This is a genomic window from Stenotrophomonas sp. GW821-FHT01H02A, from assembly GCF_059422145.1.
The window spans coordinates 124,128-137,242 of sequence record NZ_JBWKWI010000007.1 but is presented as its reverse complement, the minus strand read 5'-3'; the positions used below and the strand labels follow the sequence as shown (position 1 = coordinate 137,242).

11 protein-coding genes are annotated in these 13,115 nt (G+C 68.1%); 6 read left to right on the top strand and 5 right to left on the bottom strand.

Features of this window, described 5'->3' with window-relative positions; all coding sequences use genetic code 11:
- Positions 1–5: 5 nt before the first annotated feature.
- The 3 genes from imuA to AC07WC_RS12365 form a co-directional block, all read right to left on the bottom strand.
- Positions 6–623: a translesion DNA synthesis-associated protein ImuA gene (imuA, locus tag AC07WC_RS12375; protein WP_495210260.1), complete on the bottom strand. Its 618-nt coding sequence runs from the start codon at positions 621–623 to the stop codon at positions 6–8.
- 224 nt (positions 624–847) lie between these two features.
- Positions 848–1,282, bottom strand: coding sequence for a VOC family protein (locus AC07WC_RS12370; protein WP_495210259.1), 435 nt, complete (start codon positions 1,280–1,282; stop codon positions 848–850).
- A gap of 27 nt (positions 1,283–1,309) precedes the next feature.
- Positions 1,310–2,551, bottom strand: a complete 1,242-nt coding sequence (locus tag AC07WC_RS12365; RefSeq protein ID WP_495210258.1) for an MFS transporter — start codon at positions 2,549–2,551, stop codon at positions 1,310–1,312.
- Between the two features lie 75 nt (positions 2,552–2,626).
- On the opposite strand from AC07WC_RS12365, the gene AC07WC_RS12360 reads away from it, so the two are divergent.
- Together AC07WC_RS12360 and AC07WC_RS12355 are read left to right on the top strand one after the other, a co-directional pair.
- Positions 2,627–3,070 carry a winged helix-turn-helix transcriptional regulator gene (locus AC07WC_RS12360; RefSeq protein WP_495210257.1) on the top strand — a complete coding sequence of 148 codons (444 nt, stop codon included), beginning with the start codon at positions 2,627–2,629 and terminating at the stop codon, positions 3,068–3,070.
- Between the two features lie 267 nt (positions 3,071–3,337).
- On the top strand, positions 3,338–6,157 hold the full coding sequence (locus AC07WC_RS12355) for a beta-glucosidase (RefSeq protein ID WP_495210256.1): 2,820 nt from the start codon (positions 3,338–3,340) through the stop codon (positions 6,155–6,157).
- Between the two features lie 38 nt (positions 6,158–6,195).
- Here AC07WC_RS12355 and AC07WC_RS12350 read toward each other — a convergent pair whose 3' ends face one another.
- Entirely contained in the window at positions 6,196–7,092 is an 897-nt protein-coding gene (locus AC07WC_RS12350; protein ID WP_495210255.1) for a LysR family transcriptional regulator, read from the bottom strand.
- A gap of 106 nt (positions 7,093–7,198) precedes the next feature.
- On the opposite strand from AC07WC_RS12350, the gene AC07WC_RS12345 reads away from it, so the two are divergent.
- The 3 genes from AC07WC_RS12345 (at position 7,199) to AC07WC_RS12335 (ending at position 10,941) form a co-directional block, all read left to right on the top strand.
- The gene (locus AC07WC_RS12345) at positions 7,199–8,554 is read left to right on the top strand and encodes an MFS transporter (protein WP_495210254.1); all 1,356 of its coding nucleotides are present in this window, start codon (positions 7,199–7,201) and stop codon (positions 8,552–8,554) included.
- A complete protein-coding gene (locus AC07WC_RS12340) occupies positions 8,551–8,946 on the top strand; it encodes a hypothetical protein (RefSeq protein ID WP_495210253.1) in 396 nt (131 codons plus the stop codon). Before AC07WC_RS12345 ends, AC07WC_RS12340 begins: the two co-directional genes overlap by 4 nt.
- A gap of 99 nt (positions 8,947–9,045) precedes the next feature.
- Positions 9,046–10,941, top strand: a complete 1,896-nt coding sequence (locus tag AC07WC_RS12335) for a CocE/NonD family hydrolase (protein ID WP_495210252.1) — start codon at positions 9,046–9,048, stop codon at positions 10,939–10,941.
- A 101-nt stretch (positions 10,942–11,042) separates the two neighbouring features.
- On the opposite strand, the gene AC07WC_RS12330 is transcribed toward AC07WC_RS12335, so the two are convergent.
- The gene (locus tag AC07WC_RS12330) at positions 11,043–12,137 is read right to left on the bottom strand and encodes an alkene reductase (protein ID WP_495210251.1); all 1,095 of its coding nucleotides are present in this window, start codon (positions 12,135–12,137) and stop codon (positions 11,043–11,045) included.
- Between the two features lie 203 nt (positions 12,138–12,340).
- Between AC07WC_RS12330 and AC07WC_RS12325 the strand changes: the two genes are divergently transcribed.
- Positions 12,341–13,099 (top strand): SDR family NAD(P)-dependent oxidoreductase, encoded by a 759-nt coding sequence (locus AC07WC_RS12325; protein ID WP_495210250.1) that lies wholly within the window; start codon positions 12,341–12,343, stop codon positions 13,097–13,099.
- Positions 13,100–13,115 lie beyond the last annotated feature (16 nt).

Genomic DNA, 13,115 nt, shown 5'->3' with positions numbered 1-13,115 from the left:
GCGGCTCAATGGGCCACGGCCAGCGGCAGCGGCTGCGCCGGTGCCAGCCCGCCACGGCACTTGAGCACCCGCACCTGGCCATCGTCGAGCTGCAGGCGCAGCGCGGCCGGGGAGGGGTTGCGCGCATGCCGGGCATCGCGGAAGGAAAAACCCAGGCACTGGCCGGTTTCGGCCGCCACCTGCAGCCGCCGCAGGGCGCGGTCATCGGCCTGCTGCGGCCAGCACAACACCGCCGCGCAGGCCGCCGAGCGCAGGCATTGTTCGGCGGCCCACAACGCATCGCGCGGGCTGGCCTGGACCACCTGCACCTGGCTCAGTGCCAGCCCGGCGCGGGCCCAGGCCGGGGCATGCGGCAGATGCGGCGGCGCGATCAGCACCACGGTCTGCTGTTGCTGGCTCAGCCGCGCCAAGGTCGGCCAGACCAGCGCCAGCTCGCCGACCCCGGGCGAGGCCAGCAGCACCTCCGACAGCGCCGAGGGCGGCCAGCCACCACCGGGCAGGCGGGCATCCAGTGCCGGGTGGCCGGTCGGGTGGGGCGCTGCCTCGGGGAGGGCCGCACGCGGCTGCCCGCGCCAGACCCGGCGGGTTTCCAGCAGCCGGTCCAGGGCCAGCACGGCACCCATCAACGGGCCTCCCGGCAGGGCTGGAGCAGGCGGAAACGGGCGGAAAACAAGGGCATGGCGGCGAGTATCGGCAGCAGGCGTGTCAAAGGCTGAGACCGACAATCCTACCCGCAATTAGTAAAAATGCTAACGAATTCGACGGCCGGATTCCGACCCGGTTGAGGGTGCTGAATGCTTCAGGAGAACATCCACGCAGGGCGTGGATCTACGCGGGGGGCGGGGACTCAGCGCCCCTGCGGATCGGGCCGATGGTGCACGTATTCGACCACGGTGCCGTCCGGATGCACGGCATTGAAGGCGGCCCCGGTGGGAACGACCTGCAGCGGGAAGATGATCCGCGCGCCGGCCGCCACCAGCCGGTCGTAATACGGCTGCACGTCATCGACCAGCAGCGTGCCGGTGGTCGAGGTGAACGGGGCCAGCTTGTCCGGCGCGCCTTCGATCAGCAGGAATGCCCCGACCATCGCCAGGCGCAGGCCGGCGTCGGGAAATGGAAAGCCGGCATCGGCGACCACGCCCTGGAGCTGCTCATAGAAGGCCACCCGCGCCTCCAGTTCACCCGGGCCGACGAAGACCCGGATCAGCACCCGGGGGCTGCGTTGCCGGGAGGTGTCGTTGCGGTCACGCCAGAGCTGATCGAAGTGGCGGTGTGGGGGCATGCGTTCGCTCCGGGACGTGAGCGGCCATTATCGATCCGCGATCCGCCGGGGAACCGGGCAGGGCTCATGACCACCGGTGATGGGGTGATAACCCGGCATCGCCCACCACGCCAGCAGTGCGAGCAGCGAGACAGCAGCGCCGGCCATGCACACCCCGGGCCAGCCGAACGCGGCATACAGTGCGCTGCCGGCCAGCGCCCCCAGCCCACTACCGGCCGCGTAGAACAGCATGTAGGTGGCGATCACCTGCGCCTGCGCGTGCGGTGCCGCGGCCAGGATCCGGCTCTGGTTGGTCACGTGCAGCGCCTGTACCGCCAGATCGAGCAGCAGCACGCCGAGTACCAGCCAGCCCAGGTGATGGGACATCGCGGCGATCGGCGCCCAGCTCAGCAGCATCAACCACAGGGCGCCCCTGGTGACCCGCCCGGCGTGGCCCCGGTCACTCCAGTGCCCGCTGCGGGCCGCCGCCAATGCACCGAGCAGGCCGACCAGTGCGAAGGCGCCGATGGCGGTATGCGTGAGCGCATAAGGCGGCGCGCCCAAGGGCAGGCTCATGCTGCTCCAGAACAGGCCGAACACGGTAAACAGCAGCAGGCCCAGCACGCCGCGCTGGCGCAGTACCGGCTGTTGCCGCAGCAGCGCGATCAAGCCGGTGCGCGCGTCGGGTGCGGTTGTCACCGGCAGCCGCGGCAGGCGCGCCCACAGCAGGCTGCCGGTCACGACCATCAGCGCCGCAGAGAGCAGGTACACCGCGCGCCAGCCGCCCAGGTCGGCCACCGCGCCGGCCACCACCCGTGCCAGCAACAACCCGACCACCACGCCTGCCTGTGCGGCGCCGACCACGCGGCCGCGCTCGTGCTCGCCCGCCGCAGCGGCGGCATAGGCGACCAGCCCCTGGGTCATCGCGGTGCCGAGCAGGCCCACCGCCAGCATTCCCAGCAGCAGGCCCCAGGCCTGCGTGGCCATGGCGACCGCGAGCAGCGCCAGCACCAGGCTGCCGGTCTGGATCGCCATCAGGCGCCGGCGGTCCATGCGGTCACCCAGCGGCACCACCCACAGCAGCGCGGCGACCGAACCGAGCTGGGTGGCGGCGATCACCGACCCGATGCGGCCGGTACTGATCTGCAGATCGGCGGCCAGAGCATCCAGCAGCGGCTGGGCGTAATAGACATTGGCCACGCTCAGGCCGGCGGCACCGGCGAACAGCATCAGCAGGGAGGCGGGGAGGCGGCGGCCGGAGGTGGGGGAGTTGGGCGTGGTGATCGCCATAATTCAGTCTCAAAATAGAACCAGTTGATTCTGCGGCATGTGGTTCTAAAATGAAACCTCAAACGGAGACTTCGCATGGCAACCGATCCGACGACCACCTGCCCGGTAGGGCGCGCGCTGGACCTGGTCGGCGACCGCTGGTCGCTGCTGATCGTGCGCGAGGCCTTCGACGGGGTGCGCCGCTTCAGCGATTTCCAGCGCAGCCTCGGGATGTCGCGCAGCATGCTCAGCCAGCGCCTGCAGGCCTTGCTGGAGGCGGACGTGCTGGCGCAGCAGCCGTTGGGTGAAGGGCGCAGCTACCAGGAGTACGTGCTCACCGAACGCGGCCGTGCGCTGTTCCCGCTGGTGGTGGCACTGCGCCAATGGGGCGAAGCCTTCCTGTTCGCGCCGGGCGAAGCGCGCTCGGTGCTTCAGGCCGATAGCGACGGATTGCCCTTGGCACCGCTGCAGCCGCGCGACCAGCACGGACAGGTGGTGGCCGCAGCCGACACCCGGGTCATCAAGCCGGTTTCCCCCTGAATCCGGCCTCCCGCAGCGTCTCAAATGTGAACACGCTGTTGACAGGGATGAACAGGCTCGCCCACTCTTCCCGGGTGGAGCGCCGGTAACGGACTCCCGGGTGGTGCGGCTGTCACGACGGGCGGAGGGGCCTGGACGTAGCCGTCATCGCCTTGCGTTGTAAACGGTTCCGCGCACCTGCGCGTGGTTCCCGCCGACATGGCGCTGCACCCTTCTGCGGCAAGACTCCCTGGATTTATTGCGCAAGCAAAGGTGTTTCGTCCGCTCATGAAAACGATTTCAAAGCCCCTGGCCCTGACGGCCGCCATCGCGCTCTCGCTGAGTGCGTCCGCCTGGGCCGCTGCCCCGGCGGCCACCCCCGATGCGTTCACCGTGCTGACCCTGGAACAGACCCCGGGTGACCTGGACGCCGCCGTGGTCGCCGCGCAGCTGGAGCAACTGCAGGTCGATGCCGTGACCGTGCGCAATGTGGAACGCCGCGCCGACCGCGTGGATCCGCTGCAGGGTCTGGCCGATGCGCTGGGCTACCACTATCGTTTCGTGACCGCCGATCCGGCCGCCGCGCAGCAGACCGGCAGCGTCGTGCTGACCCGCCTGCCGATCGAGGCCGAGTCGGGCACCGAACAGCCGTCCCTGAATTACCTGCGCCTCAACGATGGCCGCCACGTGGTCGCGCTGTACACCAGCGCCGCCGCTGCCGCCGCGCTGCCGCCGCTGGTCAACCGCTCGCGGCTGGGGGCACCGGCCGTGCTGCTGGGCGCGGTCAGCGCCGATGCGGCCACCACCGCCGGGTTCGATCCGTCGCGCGTTGCACTGGAAGCCAACGAGAGCTACTTCAGCGATGGTTTCCAGTCGGCCACCTCGGCCGCCATCAAGCTGCGTACCCACGACGGCAGGAAGGGCGCCACCGCGGCCACGCTGCTGACGCTCGGCTATGCCGCGCCGGTCGGTGGCGATACGCCGTGGATGGACACCGGCCTGAACGCCGATGCCCGCGCCAAGGCCCTGGTCGCACAGATGACCGTGGACGAGAAGTTCCAGATGCTGCACAGCTACTTCGGGCTGGGCAAGGATGGCGGTCCACTGCCGGAAGGCGCGGTCGGTTCGGCCGGTTTCGTGCCGGGCGTACCGCGCCTGGGCATCCCGGCGCAGCAGTCGGCCGATGCCGGCCTCGGCGTCACCAATCCCGGTGGCCTGCGCAAGGGCGACCACGCCACCGCGCTGCCGTCCGGTCCGTCCACCGCATCGAGCTGGAACCCGGAGATCGCCTTCGCCGGTGGCGCCACCATGGGGCGCGAAGCCTGGCAGCAGCGCTTCAACATCCTGCTGGCCGGCAGCGTCAACCTGCAGCGCGATCCGCGGAACGGCCGCAACTTCGAATATGCCGGTGAAGATCCCCTGCTGGCCGGCGTGCTGGTGGGTGAATCGATCCGCGGTGTGCAGAGCCAGCATGTCATCTCCACCATGAAGCACTTCGCGCTGAACGACATGGAGACCTCGCGCAACTTCCACAGCGCCGAGATCGGCGAGCAGGCGATGCGCGAGTCGGATCTGCTGGCCTTCGAGATCGCCATCGACATCGGCAAGCCGGGCTCGGCGATGTGCTCGTACAACCGCATCAACGGCACCTACGGCTGCGAGCACGATTACCTCATGAACGAGGTGCTCAAGCAGGAGTGGAAGTTCCCCGGTTTCGTGATGTCCGATTGGGGCGGCGTGCACAGCGGCTCCAAGGCGGCGCTGGCCGGCCTGGATCAGCAGTCGGCCGGTGAAGTGTTCGACAAGGCGGTCTACTTCGATGAACCGCTGCGCCTGGCCGTGGCCGGTGGCGTGGTGCCGCAGGCGCGCCTGGACGACATGGTCGGCCGCATCCTGCGCACGATGTTCGCGCACGGCAACTTCGACCTGCCGCCGGTGCACGAGCCTATCGACGACGAGGCCGGCTTCCTGGCCGCGCAGCGTACCGTCGAGGAAGGCAGCGTGCTGCTGCGCAATGCCGATGACCTGTTGCCGCTGGGCAAGGACGTGCAGCGCATCGTCATCATCGGTGGGCATGCCGACAAGGGCGTGATCGGCGGCGGTGGTTCCTCGATGGTCGGCTGGACCGCGCGCGGTACCAACGCGGTGCCGGGCGTGATGCCGACCACCTGGCCGGGCCCGGTGATCTTCCATCCGTCCTCGCCGCTGGAAGCGCTGCGCGCCGAGCGTCCGGATGCCCGCATCGATTACGTGGATGGCCGCGATGTCGCTGCCGCCGCGCGCGCCGCCGCTGCGGCCGATGTCGCCATCGTGTTCGCCACCCAGTGGTCGGCCGAATCGGTCGATCTGCCGCACATGCAGCTGCCGGACAACCAGGACGCGCTGATCGCCGGCGTGGCCAAGGCCAACCCGAAGACAGTGGTGGTGCTGGAAACCAATGGTCCGGTCGAGCTGCCGTGGCTGCAGCAGGTACCGGCCATCCTGCAGGCCTGGTACCCGGGCATCCGTGGCGGCGAAGGCATCGCCGCGCTGCTGACCGGCAAGGTCAATCCGTCCGGCCGCCTGCCGGTGACCTGGCCGGTGGACGTCAGCCAGTTGCCGCGCCCGCACGTCAACGGCCTGGGCTTCAACCCGAAGCACAAGCCGGATGACACCATCGACTATGACATCGAAGGCGCCAACGTCGGTTACAAGTGGTTTGCGGCCAAGGGCCTGACCCCGCAGTACGCGTTCGGCCATGGCCTGTCCTACACCAGCTTCGGCTACGACAACCTGCAGGTGGTGGTGGAAGGCCAGCGTGTGGTCGCCAGCGTGGACGTGCGCAACACCGGCAAGGTCGCCGGTGCGGATGTGCCGCAGCTGTACCTGCAGCTGCCGCAGGGCAGCACCACCCCGATCCGCCTGATCGGCTTCCAGAAGGTGTCGCTGCAGCCGGGCGAGCGCCGCCGGATCCGCATCGAAGCCGAGCCGAAGACGCTGGCCAGCTTCGATACCGCCGCCAAGCAGTGGAAGATCGCCGGTGGGCAGTACGAAGTGCAGCTGTCGCGCGCGGCCAATGCACCGGTGCAGCGCGTGCCGCTGGAGCTGGCCGAGCAGGTGGTCCGCTGAGCTGACGGGCAGGGCACGACCGTGGGTCGTGCCTCCGCTCACCCCGGCAGGTGCTCGCGCAGATGCGCCAGCAGCAGCCGGACCCGGCGCGAGGGCTGGGCGGTGTTGGGAAACACCGCATACACGCCCTGGCGCGGGAAGCGATGACGGCGCAGGATCGGCAGCAGCCGGCCCTGCGCCAGATCGTCATCGATCAACCAGTGCGGCAAGACGGTCGCGCCGGCCCCGGCCAGCGCGAAAGCACGCAGGGTGGAGGCGTTATCGACCGTGACCACCGCATGGGCGGGGTTGCAGGCAAACAGCTGGTCGCTGCCATCGGGCGCCACCAGTGGAAGATCCGCCAGGCGCGGATAGCCCAGGCGTGGCAGCGTGCGGACCCAGTCCGGATCATCGCGTGCGGCATCATCAGGCAGAGTGGCCAACAGTGACGGCGCGGCGACCGCGCACAGCGCGTGTTCGTCCAGCAACGTCGCGCGCAATTGCGAGTCCTGCAGGCGGCCCAGGCGGATCGCCAGATCGAACCGCTCGGGAATCAGGTCCGCCGGTGCCGGGGTGGTCGAAAGATGCAGGCGCAGCTCGGGGTGCAGGGCACGGAACGACTCCAGCACCGGCACGACCCGGGCGATCGCATATTCCGGTGTGGTGGTCAGGCGCAGCGTGCCGCGCAGCTGCAGCTGTTCGCTGCGTGCTTCCTCAATGGCGAGCTCGGCGGTGGCCAGCAGCGCCGTGCAGTGCTGGTAGAAACGCTCGCCGGCTTCGGTCAATGCCAGGCTGCGGGTATTGCGCACCAGCAGGGTCACACCGAGTTCCTGTTCCAGCCGCTTGAGGTTGAAGCTCACCACCGCGCGGCTCTGGCCCAGGCGCTGTGCGGCAGCGGTCAGGCTGCCGGCATCGACAATCGTCTTGAAGGTCTCGAAGCGATCCAGGCTGACCATGGCGGCACGCTGACTGTCAAAAATGGTTTGACAGTCTTGCATCCGCTTGCCCGTATATCCAGCCGCCCGCAACGCGCATGCTGCCGCCTCGCAATCGGAGCGCGCCATGACATACCGGGCCAGGGTGGAAACGCTGTACCTGCTGGGATTCTCGCTGGACCTGGTGAACATGTTCATCGGCACCGTGGCCTATCCGGCCATCGCTGCGGACCTGCAGGCCTCCGTGCCGCAGCTGGGGTGGATCGGCAATGCCTACATGCTGGGCCTGACCCTGGTCATTCCATTGGGCAGCTGGCTGGCCGCGCGCCTCGGCGAGCGCCGGGTGCTGTGCCTGTCACTGGCGCTGTTCACCCTGGGCGCGGTGCTGGCCGGCACCGCGCCCAGCATCGAGTGGCTGATCGGCTGGCGCCTGCTGCAGGGGCTGGGGGGCGGCCTGCTGATTCCGGTCGGGCAGGCGATGGCCTACCGCGAATGCCCACCGGCCGACCGCGCGCGCCTGACCGCACGCATCATGGCGGTGGCGCTGCTGGTGCCGGCGCTGTCGCCGACGCTGGGCGGCCTGCTGGTGGAATGGGGCTCGTGGCGTGGCGTGCTGCTGGTCAGCGTGCCGCTGGCGGTGCTGGCCTTGGCGCTGGCGGCCGCATGGGTGCGTCCGGGTGCGCCGCTGGCGGTGCCGGCGCTGGACCGGCGTGGTCTGCTGCTGGGCTCCGTGGGCCTGAGCGTGCTGCTGGTGGCGCTGAGCCTGATCGCAGAGGCGGGGCAGCGGATGTTGGGCGCGGGTCTGTTGGTGGTCGCCGCGCTGGTGCTGGCGCTGTATGCGCGCAGTGCGCGCCGTACCGAACAGCCAGTCCTGCAGTGGTCGCTGCTGCGGCATGGATCGCTGCGGCTGGCGATGCTGGTCTATCTGCTGGTACCCGGGACCTTCATCGGCACCCAGCTGGTGGCCACGCTGCTGCTGCATCGGCAGGGCTACGGCGCAGCGGCGATCGGCGGCTTCATGCTGCCGTGGGCGATCACCTCGGCCGGTGCGATCGCGACCACGCGGCACTGGCTGCCGCGCATCGGTGCGCGCCCCCTGCTGAGTGCCGGCATGGGATGCCAGGCGGTCGGCATCGCGCTGCTGATCGGCATACAGGGCAGTCAGCCGTGGCTGCCCGCGCTGGCCTTCGCACTGATGGGCCTGGGCGGCAGCCTGTGCAGCAGCAGCGCCCAGACGCTCGCCTTCCAGGCGCTGGCCGATGCCGAGCTGCTGCCGGGCAGCGCGCTGTGGAACCTCAACCGCCAACTCAGTTTCTGCCTGGCGGCCGCCGTGCTGGCCTGTGTGTTGGCGGCGTTGTCCTCGGTGACGCCCGAACACGCCTTCGCCCTCACCCTGATGCTGGCGGCGGGCATGAGCCTGCTGCCGCTCCTTCCCTTGTGGCGCCTGCCGGCGTCCTCACTTTCCTTGAGAACCTCCCCATGAATGACACGCTTGCCTTCAACGAGATCCACGCCCTGCATGTGCTGATCGAAGACTGGCTCACCGGCCGCTCGCCGGTGGCGGCACTCGATACGCTGCTGGCGCGCTTCAGCGCGGACTTCAGCATGGTCGGCATCCGTGGCGTCCGCCTGGACAGGCCCGCGCTGGCTGCCTTCTTCGTCGCCGCGCATGGCAGCCGGCCGGGATTGCGCATCACCATCGACGCGATGACGTACCTGCCGCTGGGAACGTGCGCCTGCGCGGTGCGCTATCGGGAAGACCAGATCGACGCACAGGAAACAGCCAATCGACGCGAGGCCCTGGCCATTCTGGTCACCGACGCCGATGGCGAGCTGCGTTGGCAGGCTTTGCACGAAACGGTGGTTGGCAGCTGAATGCGGGCAATGAACGTGCGCCGGGCCGTTCGGCATCTACCGGCGCGGGCCGGGCAGCGCTAGGCTGCGGAAGTTGCCATCACTGCCGGGAGAGAGCCCATGCGTGTGCGTGTATTGCCAGTTGCGTTGTTGAGTCTGATGGTTGCCGCCAGTGTGTCGGCGCAGACCTCGCCGATGACGCCGGACATTCCGGCCAAGGGGTTCGTGACGCCCACGGCACAGGACAACTACGACAAGCGCGTGGTGATGGTGCCGATGCGCGACGGCACGAAGCTCTACACGGTGATCGTGGTGCCCAAGGGCGCGAAAAACGCGCCGATCCTGTTGACCCGCACACCCTACGATGCGGCCAACCGTGCCAAGCGCATCGATTCGCCGAACATGCGCGACATCCTGCCGCAGGGCGATGAAGTGTTCGTCGACGGCGGCTATATCCGCGTGTTCCAGGACATCCGCGGCAAGTACGGCTCCGAGGGCGATTACGTGATGACGCGGCCGTTGCGTGGGCCGCTCAACAACACCAAGGTCGACCATGCCACCGATGCCTGGGACACCATCGACTGGCTGGTCAAGCACGTGCCTGAAAGCAACGGCAAGGTCGGTATGCTGGGCTCGTCCTACGAGGGCTTCACCGTGGTGATGGCGCTGACCAACCCGCATCCGGCGTTGAAGGTGGCCGCGCCGCAGAGCCCGATGATCGATGGCTGGATGGGCGATGACTGGCTCAACTATGGCGCGTTCCGGCAGGTCAATTTCGGCTACTTCACCGGGCAGTTGGCCAAGCGCGGCAAGGGACCGGCGATTCCCAGCGTGGGCTATGACGATTACACGACGTTCCTGCGCGCCGGCTCGGCCGGCGACTACGCCAAGGCCAACGGGCTGGACCAGTTGCCGTGGTGGCACAAGCTGATCGAACACCCCAGCTACGACGCGTTCTGGCAGGAACAGGCGCTGGACGCGCGCATGGCCAGGACCGAGCTGAAGGTCCCCACGATGTGGCTGCAGGGCCTGTGGGACCAGGAAGACATGTGGGGCGCGGTGCACAGCTATGCGGCGATGGAGCCGCGTGACACCAGCAACACACTGAACTATCTGGTGATGGGGCCGTGGCGTCACAGCCAGGTCAACTATGACGGCAGCAATCTTGGGGCGCTCAAGTTCGACGGCGACACCGCGCTGCAGTTCCGTCGCGATGTGCTCAAACCGTTCTTCGATCAGTACCTGGTCGATGGGGCGCCCAAGGCGCAGACACCGCCGGTGTTGATCTACAACACCGGCGAAAACCACTGGGACAAGCTGCAGCAGTGGCCGCGCAGCGCGGCGCAGTCCAAGCCGCTGTACCTGCGCGCGGGCGGCAAGCTGTCCTTCGACGCACCGCAGGCGGGGGAGGCGACGTTCGAGGCGTATGTATCCGATCCGGCCAAGCCGGTGCCGTTCGTACCGCGTCCGGTGCGGTTCGCTGACCGCGATATGTGGACCAGCTGGCTGGTCAAGGACCAGCGCTTCGTGGATGGTCGCCCGGATGTGCTGACCTTCGTCAGCGAACCGTTGACCGAACCGTTGCGGATCGGCGGTGCACCGCAGGTCAACCTGCAGGCGGCGACGAGCGGCAGCGACAGCGACTGGGTGGTGAAGCTGATCGATGTGTATCCGGACCAGACCCCGTCGACGCCGGAGATGGGCGGCTATGAGCTGTCGGTCTCGATGGCGATCTTCCGTGGCCGCTACCGCGAGAGCTTCAGCGCTCCGAAGGCAATCGCGAGCAACCAGGTGCTGGCGTACACATTCGGCCTGCCGACGGCGAACCATGTGTTCCAGCCGGGCCACCGGGTCATGGTGCAGGTGCAGTCCAGCTTGTTCCCGCTGTACGACCGCAATCCGCAGACGTTCGTGCCGAACATCTACCTGGCCAAGCCGGGCGACTACCAGAAGGCGACGCAGCAGATCTGGCACGCGCCGCAGCAGGCAAGTTTCATTTCGTTGCCGGTGTATTGACCGCTGGACGGTAGTGCCGGCCGTTGGCCGGCACCTCCAGGGTGCAGGTCATTCTTGCCCTGGTTGGCCGGACAGTGCATCCGGCCAACCAGGATCAACACTCAACCGTCGATGGTCGGGTAGTCGGTGTAGCCGTGCGCGCCACCGCCGTACAGCGTGTCCTTGTCCAGCTCGGACAGAGCCACGCCCAGACGGAAGCGTTCGACCAGATCCGGGTTGGCGATGAAGGGGCGGCCGAAGGCGATCATGTCGGCATAGCCCGAGGCCACCGCCGCTTCCGCGCGCGCCTGGTCGTAGCCGTTGTTGGCGATCCACGCGCCCTTGAACTTGGCGCGCAGCGCGGCGTAGTCGAAGGCGATGTTGTCGCGCGGGCCGCCGGTTGCACCTTCGATCACGTGGATGAAGGCGAGCGGGCCGATCGCATCCAGACGTTCGACGGCACGTTCGAACAACGGCTGCGGGTTGGAATCTTCCGCGTCGTTGGCCGGGGTCACCGGCGAGAGACGCACGCCGGTGCGCTCGGCACCGATTTCCGAGACGATCGCGCTGACCACTTCATCGAGCAGGCGGGTGCGGTTTTCGATGCTGCTACCGTACTCGTCGGTGCGCTGGTTGCTGCCATCGCGCAGGAACTGGTCGATCAGGTAACCGTTGGCGGCGTGCACCTCCACACCGTCGAAGCCGGCGGTGATCGCATTGCGCGCCGCCTGGCGATAGTCCTGGATCAGGCCGGGAATCTCGTCCAGGCGCAGGGCGCGCGGCTCGGAGACATCCTCAAAGCCCTTGGCGGTGAACGTCTTGGCGTTGGCACGCAGTGCGCTCGGCGCGACTGGCACCTCGCCCTCGGGCAGCAGGCTGGTATGCGAGATGCGGCCGACATGCCACAGCTGCAGCACGATCTTGCCGCCGCGCGCATGCACTGCATCGGTGACCTTCTTCCAGGCGTCGATCTGGTCCTGGCTGTAGATGCCGGGGGTGTCCAGATAGCCCTGGCCCAACGGACTGATCTGGGTGGCCTCGGCGATGATCAGGCCGGCGCTGGCGCGCTGCTCGTAATACTGGATCGCAAGCGGATTGGGGATGCGGTCGTGGATCGCGCGGTTGCGCGTCAGCGGCGCCATCGCGACGCGGTTGGCGACGTCGATGGCACCCAGACGGGTGGGGGAGAACAACTGGCCGTCAGTGGAGTCTGTCATGGGCTTACCTTGGGAGGGCGACCGCCATCGGCGGTGGAAAGGAATGTGGACGTACGACCCCGAGCATAGGGCCGGGTGCGTTGCAGCGATGGGAAGGATTGTTGCGGAGCCCGCTGTGCACGTTCTGTAACGTTTTCGCGGCGTATGGTCGAGGCATGGGCAGGCACAGCCCGCAGCCTTATTCCAACCCGAGGAACAACGCGATGATTGATTATCAGCTCAAGGGAAAGGTCGCCATCGTCACCGGCGGCGTCTCCGGCATCGGCCTGGCCGTGGCCGAACTGCTGGCCGATTCCGGCGCGGCGGTGGCGGTGTGGGATCTCAAGGCGGATGCCGTCGAGAAAACCGCCGAAACGCTGCGGAAAAAGGGGGTGAAGGCGATCGGCATCGCCTTGAACGTCACCGACGAGCAGGCGGTGGACGCGGCGGTGAAGCAGACCGTGCAGGAACTCGGTGGGCTGGACATCGCGGTGAACAATGCCGGCATCGGCGGGCCGTCGGCAGCGAGCGGCGATTATCCCGTGGAGGGCTGGAAAAATGTCATCGACGTCAATCTCAACAGCGTGTTCCTGTGCCAGCGGGCGCAGATCCAGGCGATGCGCAGCGCGGGCAAGGGCGGCAGCATCATCAACATGGCCTCCATCCTGGGCCAGGTGGGTTTCAACAACTCGGCCGCCTATGTCGCGGCCAAGCATGGCGTGGTCGGCCTGACCCAGACCGCGGCGTGGGAGCACGCGGCGGACAAGATCCGTATCAACGCGGTCGGCCCGGGCTTCATCGCCACGCCGTTGCTGGACAAGATGGATCCGAAAGTGAAGCAGGCGCTGGAGAGCAAGCATGCACTCGGCCGCCTGGGCAAGCCGGTGGAGGTCGCCGCGCTGGTGGCTTGGCTGGCCAGCGCGGACGCCGGCTTTGCGACCGGGACGTACTACGCCATCGATGGCGGTTATCTGGCCCAATAAGCCCCGCGGCGGCAGG

What these genes read in the sequence shown, in the direction of transcription:
- AC07WC_RS12370 (WP_495210259.1), bottom strand. Translation starts at nt 1,282, where the DNA reads ATGCCCCCACACCGCCACTTCGATCAGCTCTGGCGTGACCGCAACGAC.
- AC07WC_RS12340 (WP_495210253.1), top strand. Translation starts at nt 8,551, where the DNA reads ATGAATGACACGCTTGCCTTCAACGAGATCCACGCCCTGCATGTGCTG.
- AC07WC_RS12345 (WP_495210254.1), top strand. Translation starts at nt 7,199, where the DNA reads ATGACATACCGGGCCAGGGTGGAAACGCTGTACCTGCTGGGATTCTCG.
- imuA (WP_495210260.1), bottom strand. Translation starts at nt 623, where the DNA reads ATGGGTGCCGTGCTGGCCCTGGACCGGCTGCTGGAAACCCGCCGGGTC.
- AC07WC_RS12330 (WP_495210251.1), bottom strand. Translation starts at nt 12,137, where the DNA reads ATGACAGACTCCACTGACGGCCAGTTGTTCTCCCCCACCCGTCTGGGT.
- AC07WC_RS12365 (WP_495210258.1), bottom strand. Translation starts at nt 2,551, where the DNA reads ATGGCGATCACCACGCCCAACTCCCCCACCTCCGGCCGCCGCCTCCCC.
- AC07WC_RS12325 (WP_495210250.1), top strand. Translation starts at nt 12,341, where the DNA reads ATGATTGATTATCAGCTCAAGGGAAAGGTCGCCATCGTCACCGGCGGC.
- AC07WC_RS12355 (WP_495210256.1), top strand. Translation starts at nt 3,338, where the DNA reads ATGAAAACGATTTCAAAGCCCCTGGCCCTGACGGCCGCCATCGCGCTC.
- AC07WC_RS12335 (WP_495210252.1), top strand. Translation starts at nt 9,046, where the DNA reads ATGCGTGTGCGTGTATTGCCAGTTGCGTTGTTGAGTCTGATGGTTGCC.
- AC07WC_RS12350 (WP_495210255.1), bottom strand. Translation starts at nt 7,092, where the DNA reads ATGGTCAGCCTGGATCGCTTCGAGACCTTCAAGACGATTGTCGATGCC.
- AC07WC_RS12360 (WP_495210257.1), top strand. Translation starts at nt 2,627, where the DNA reads ATGGCAACCGATCCGACGACCACCTGCCCGGTAGGGCGCGCGCTGGAC.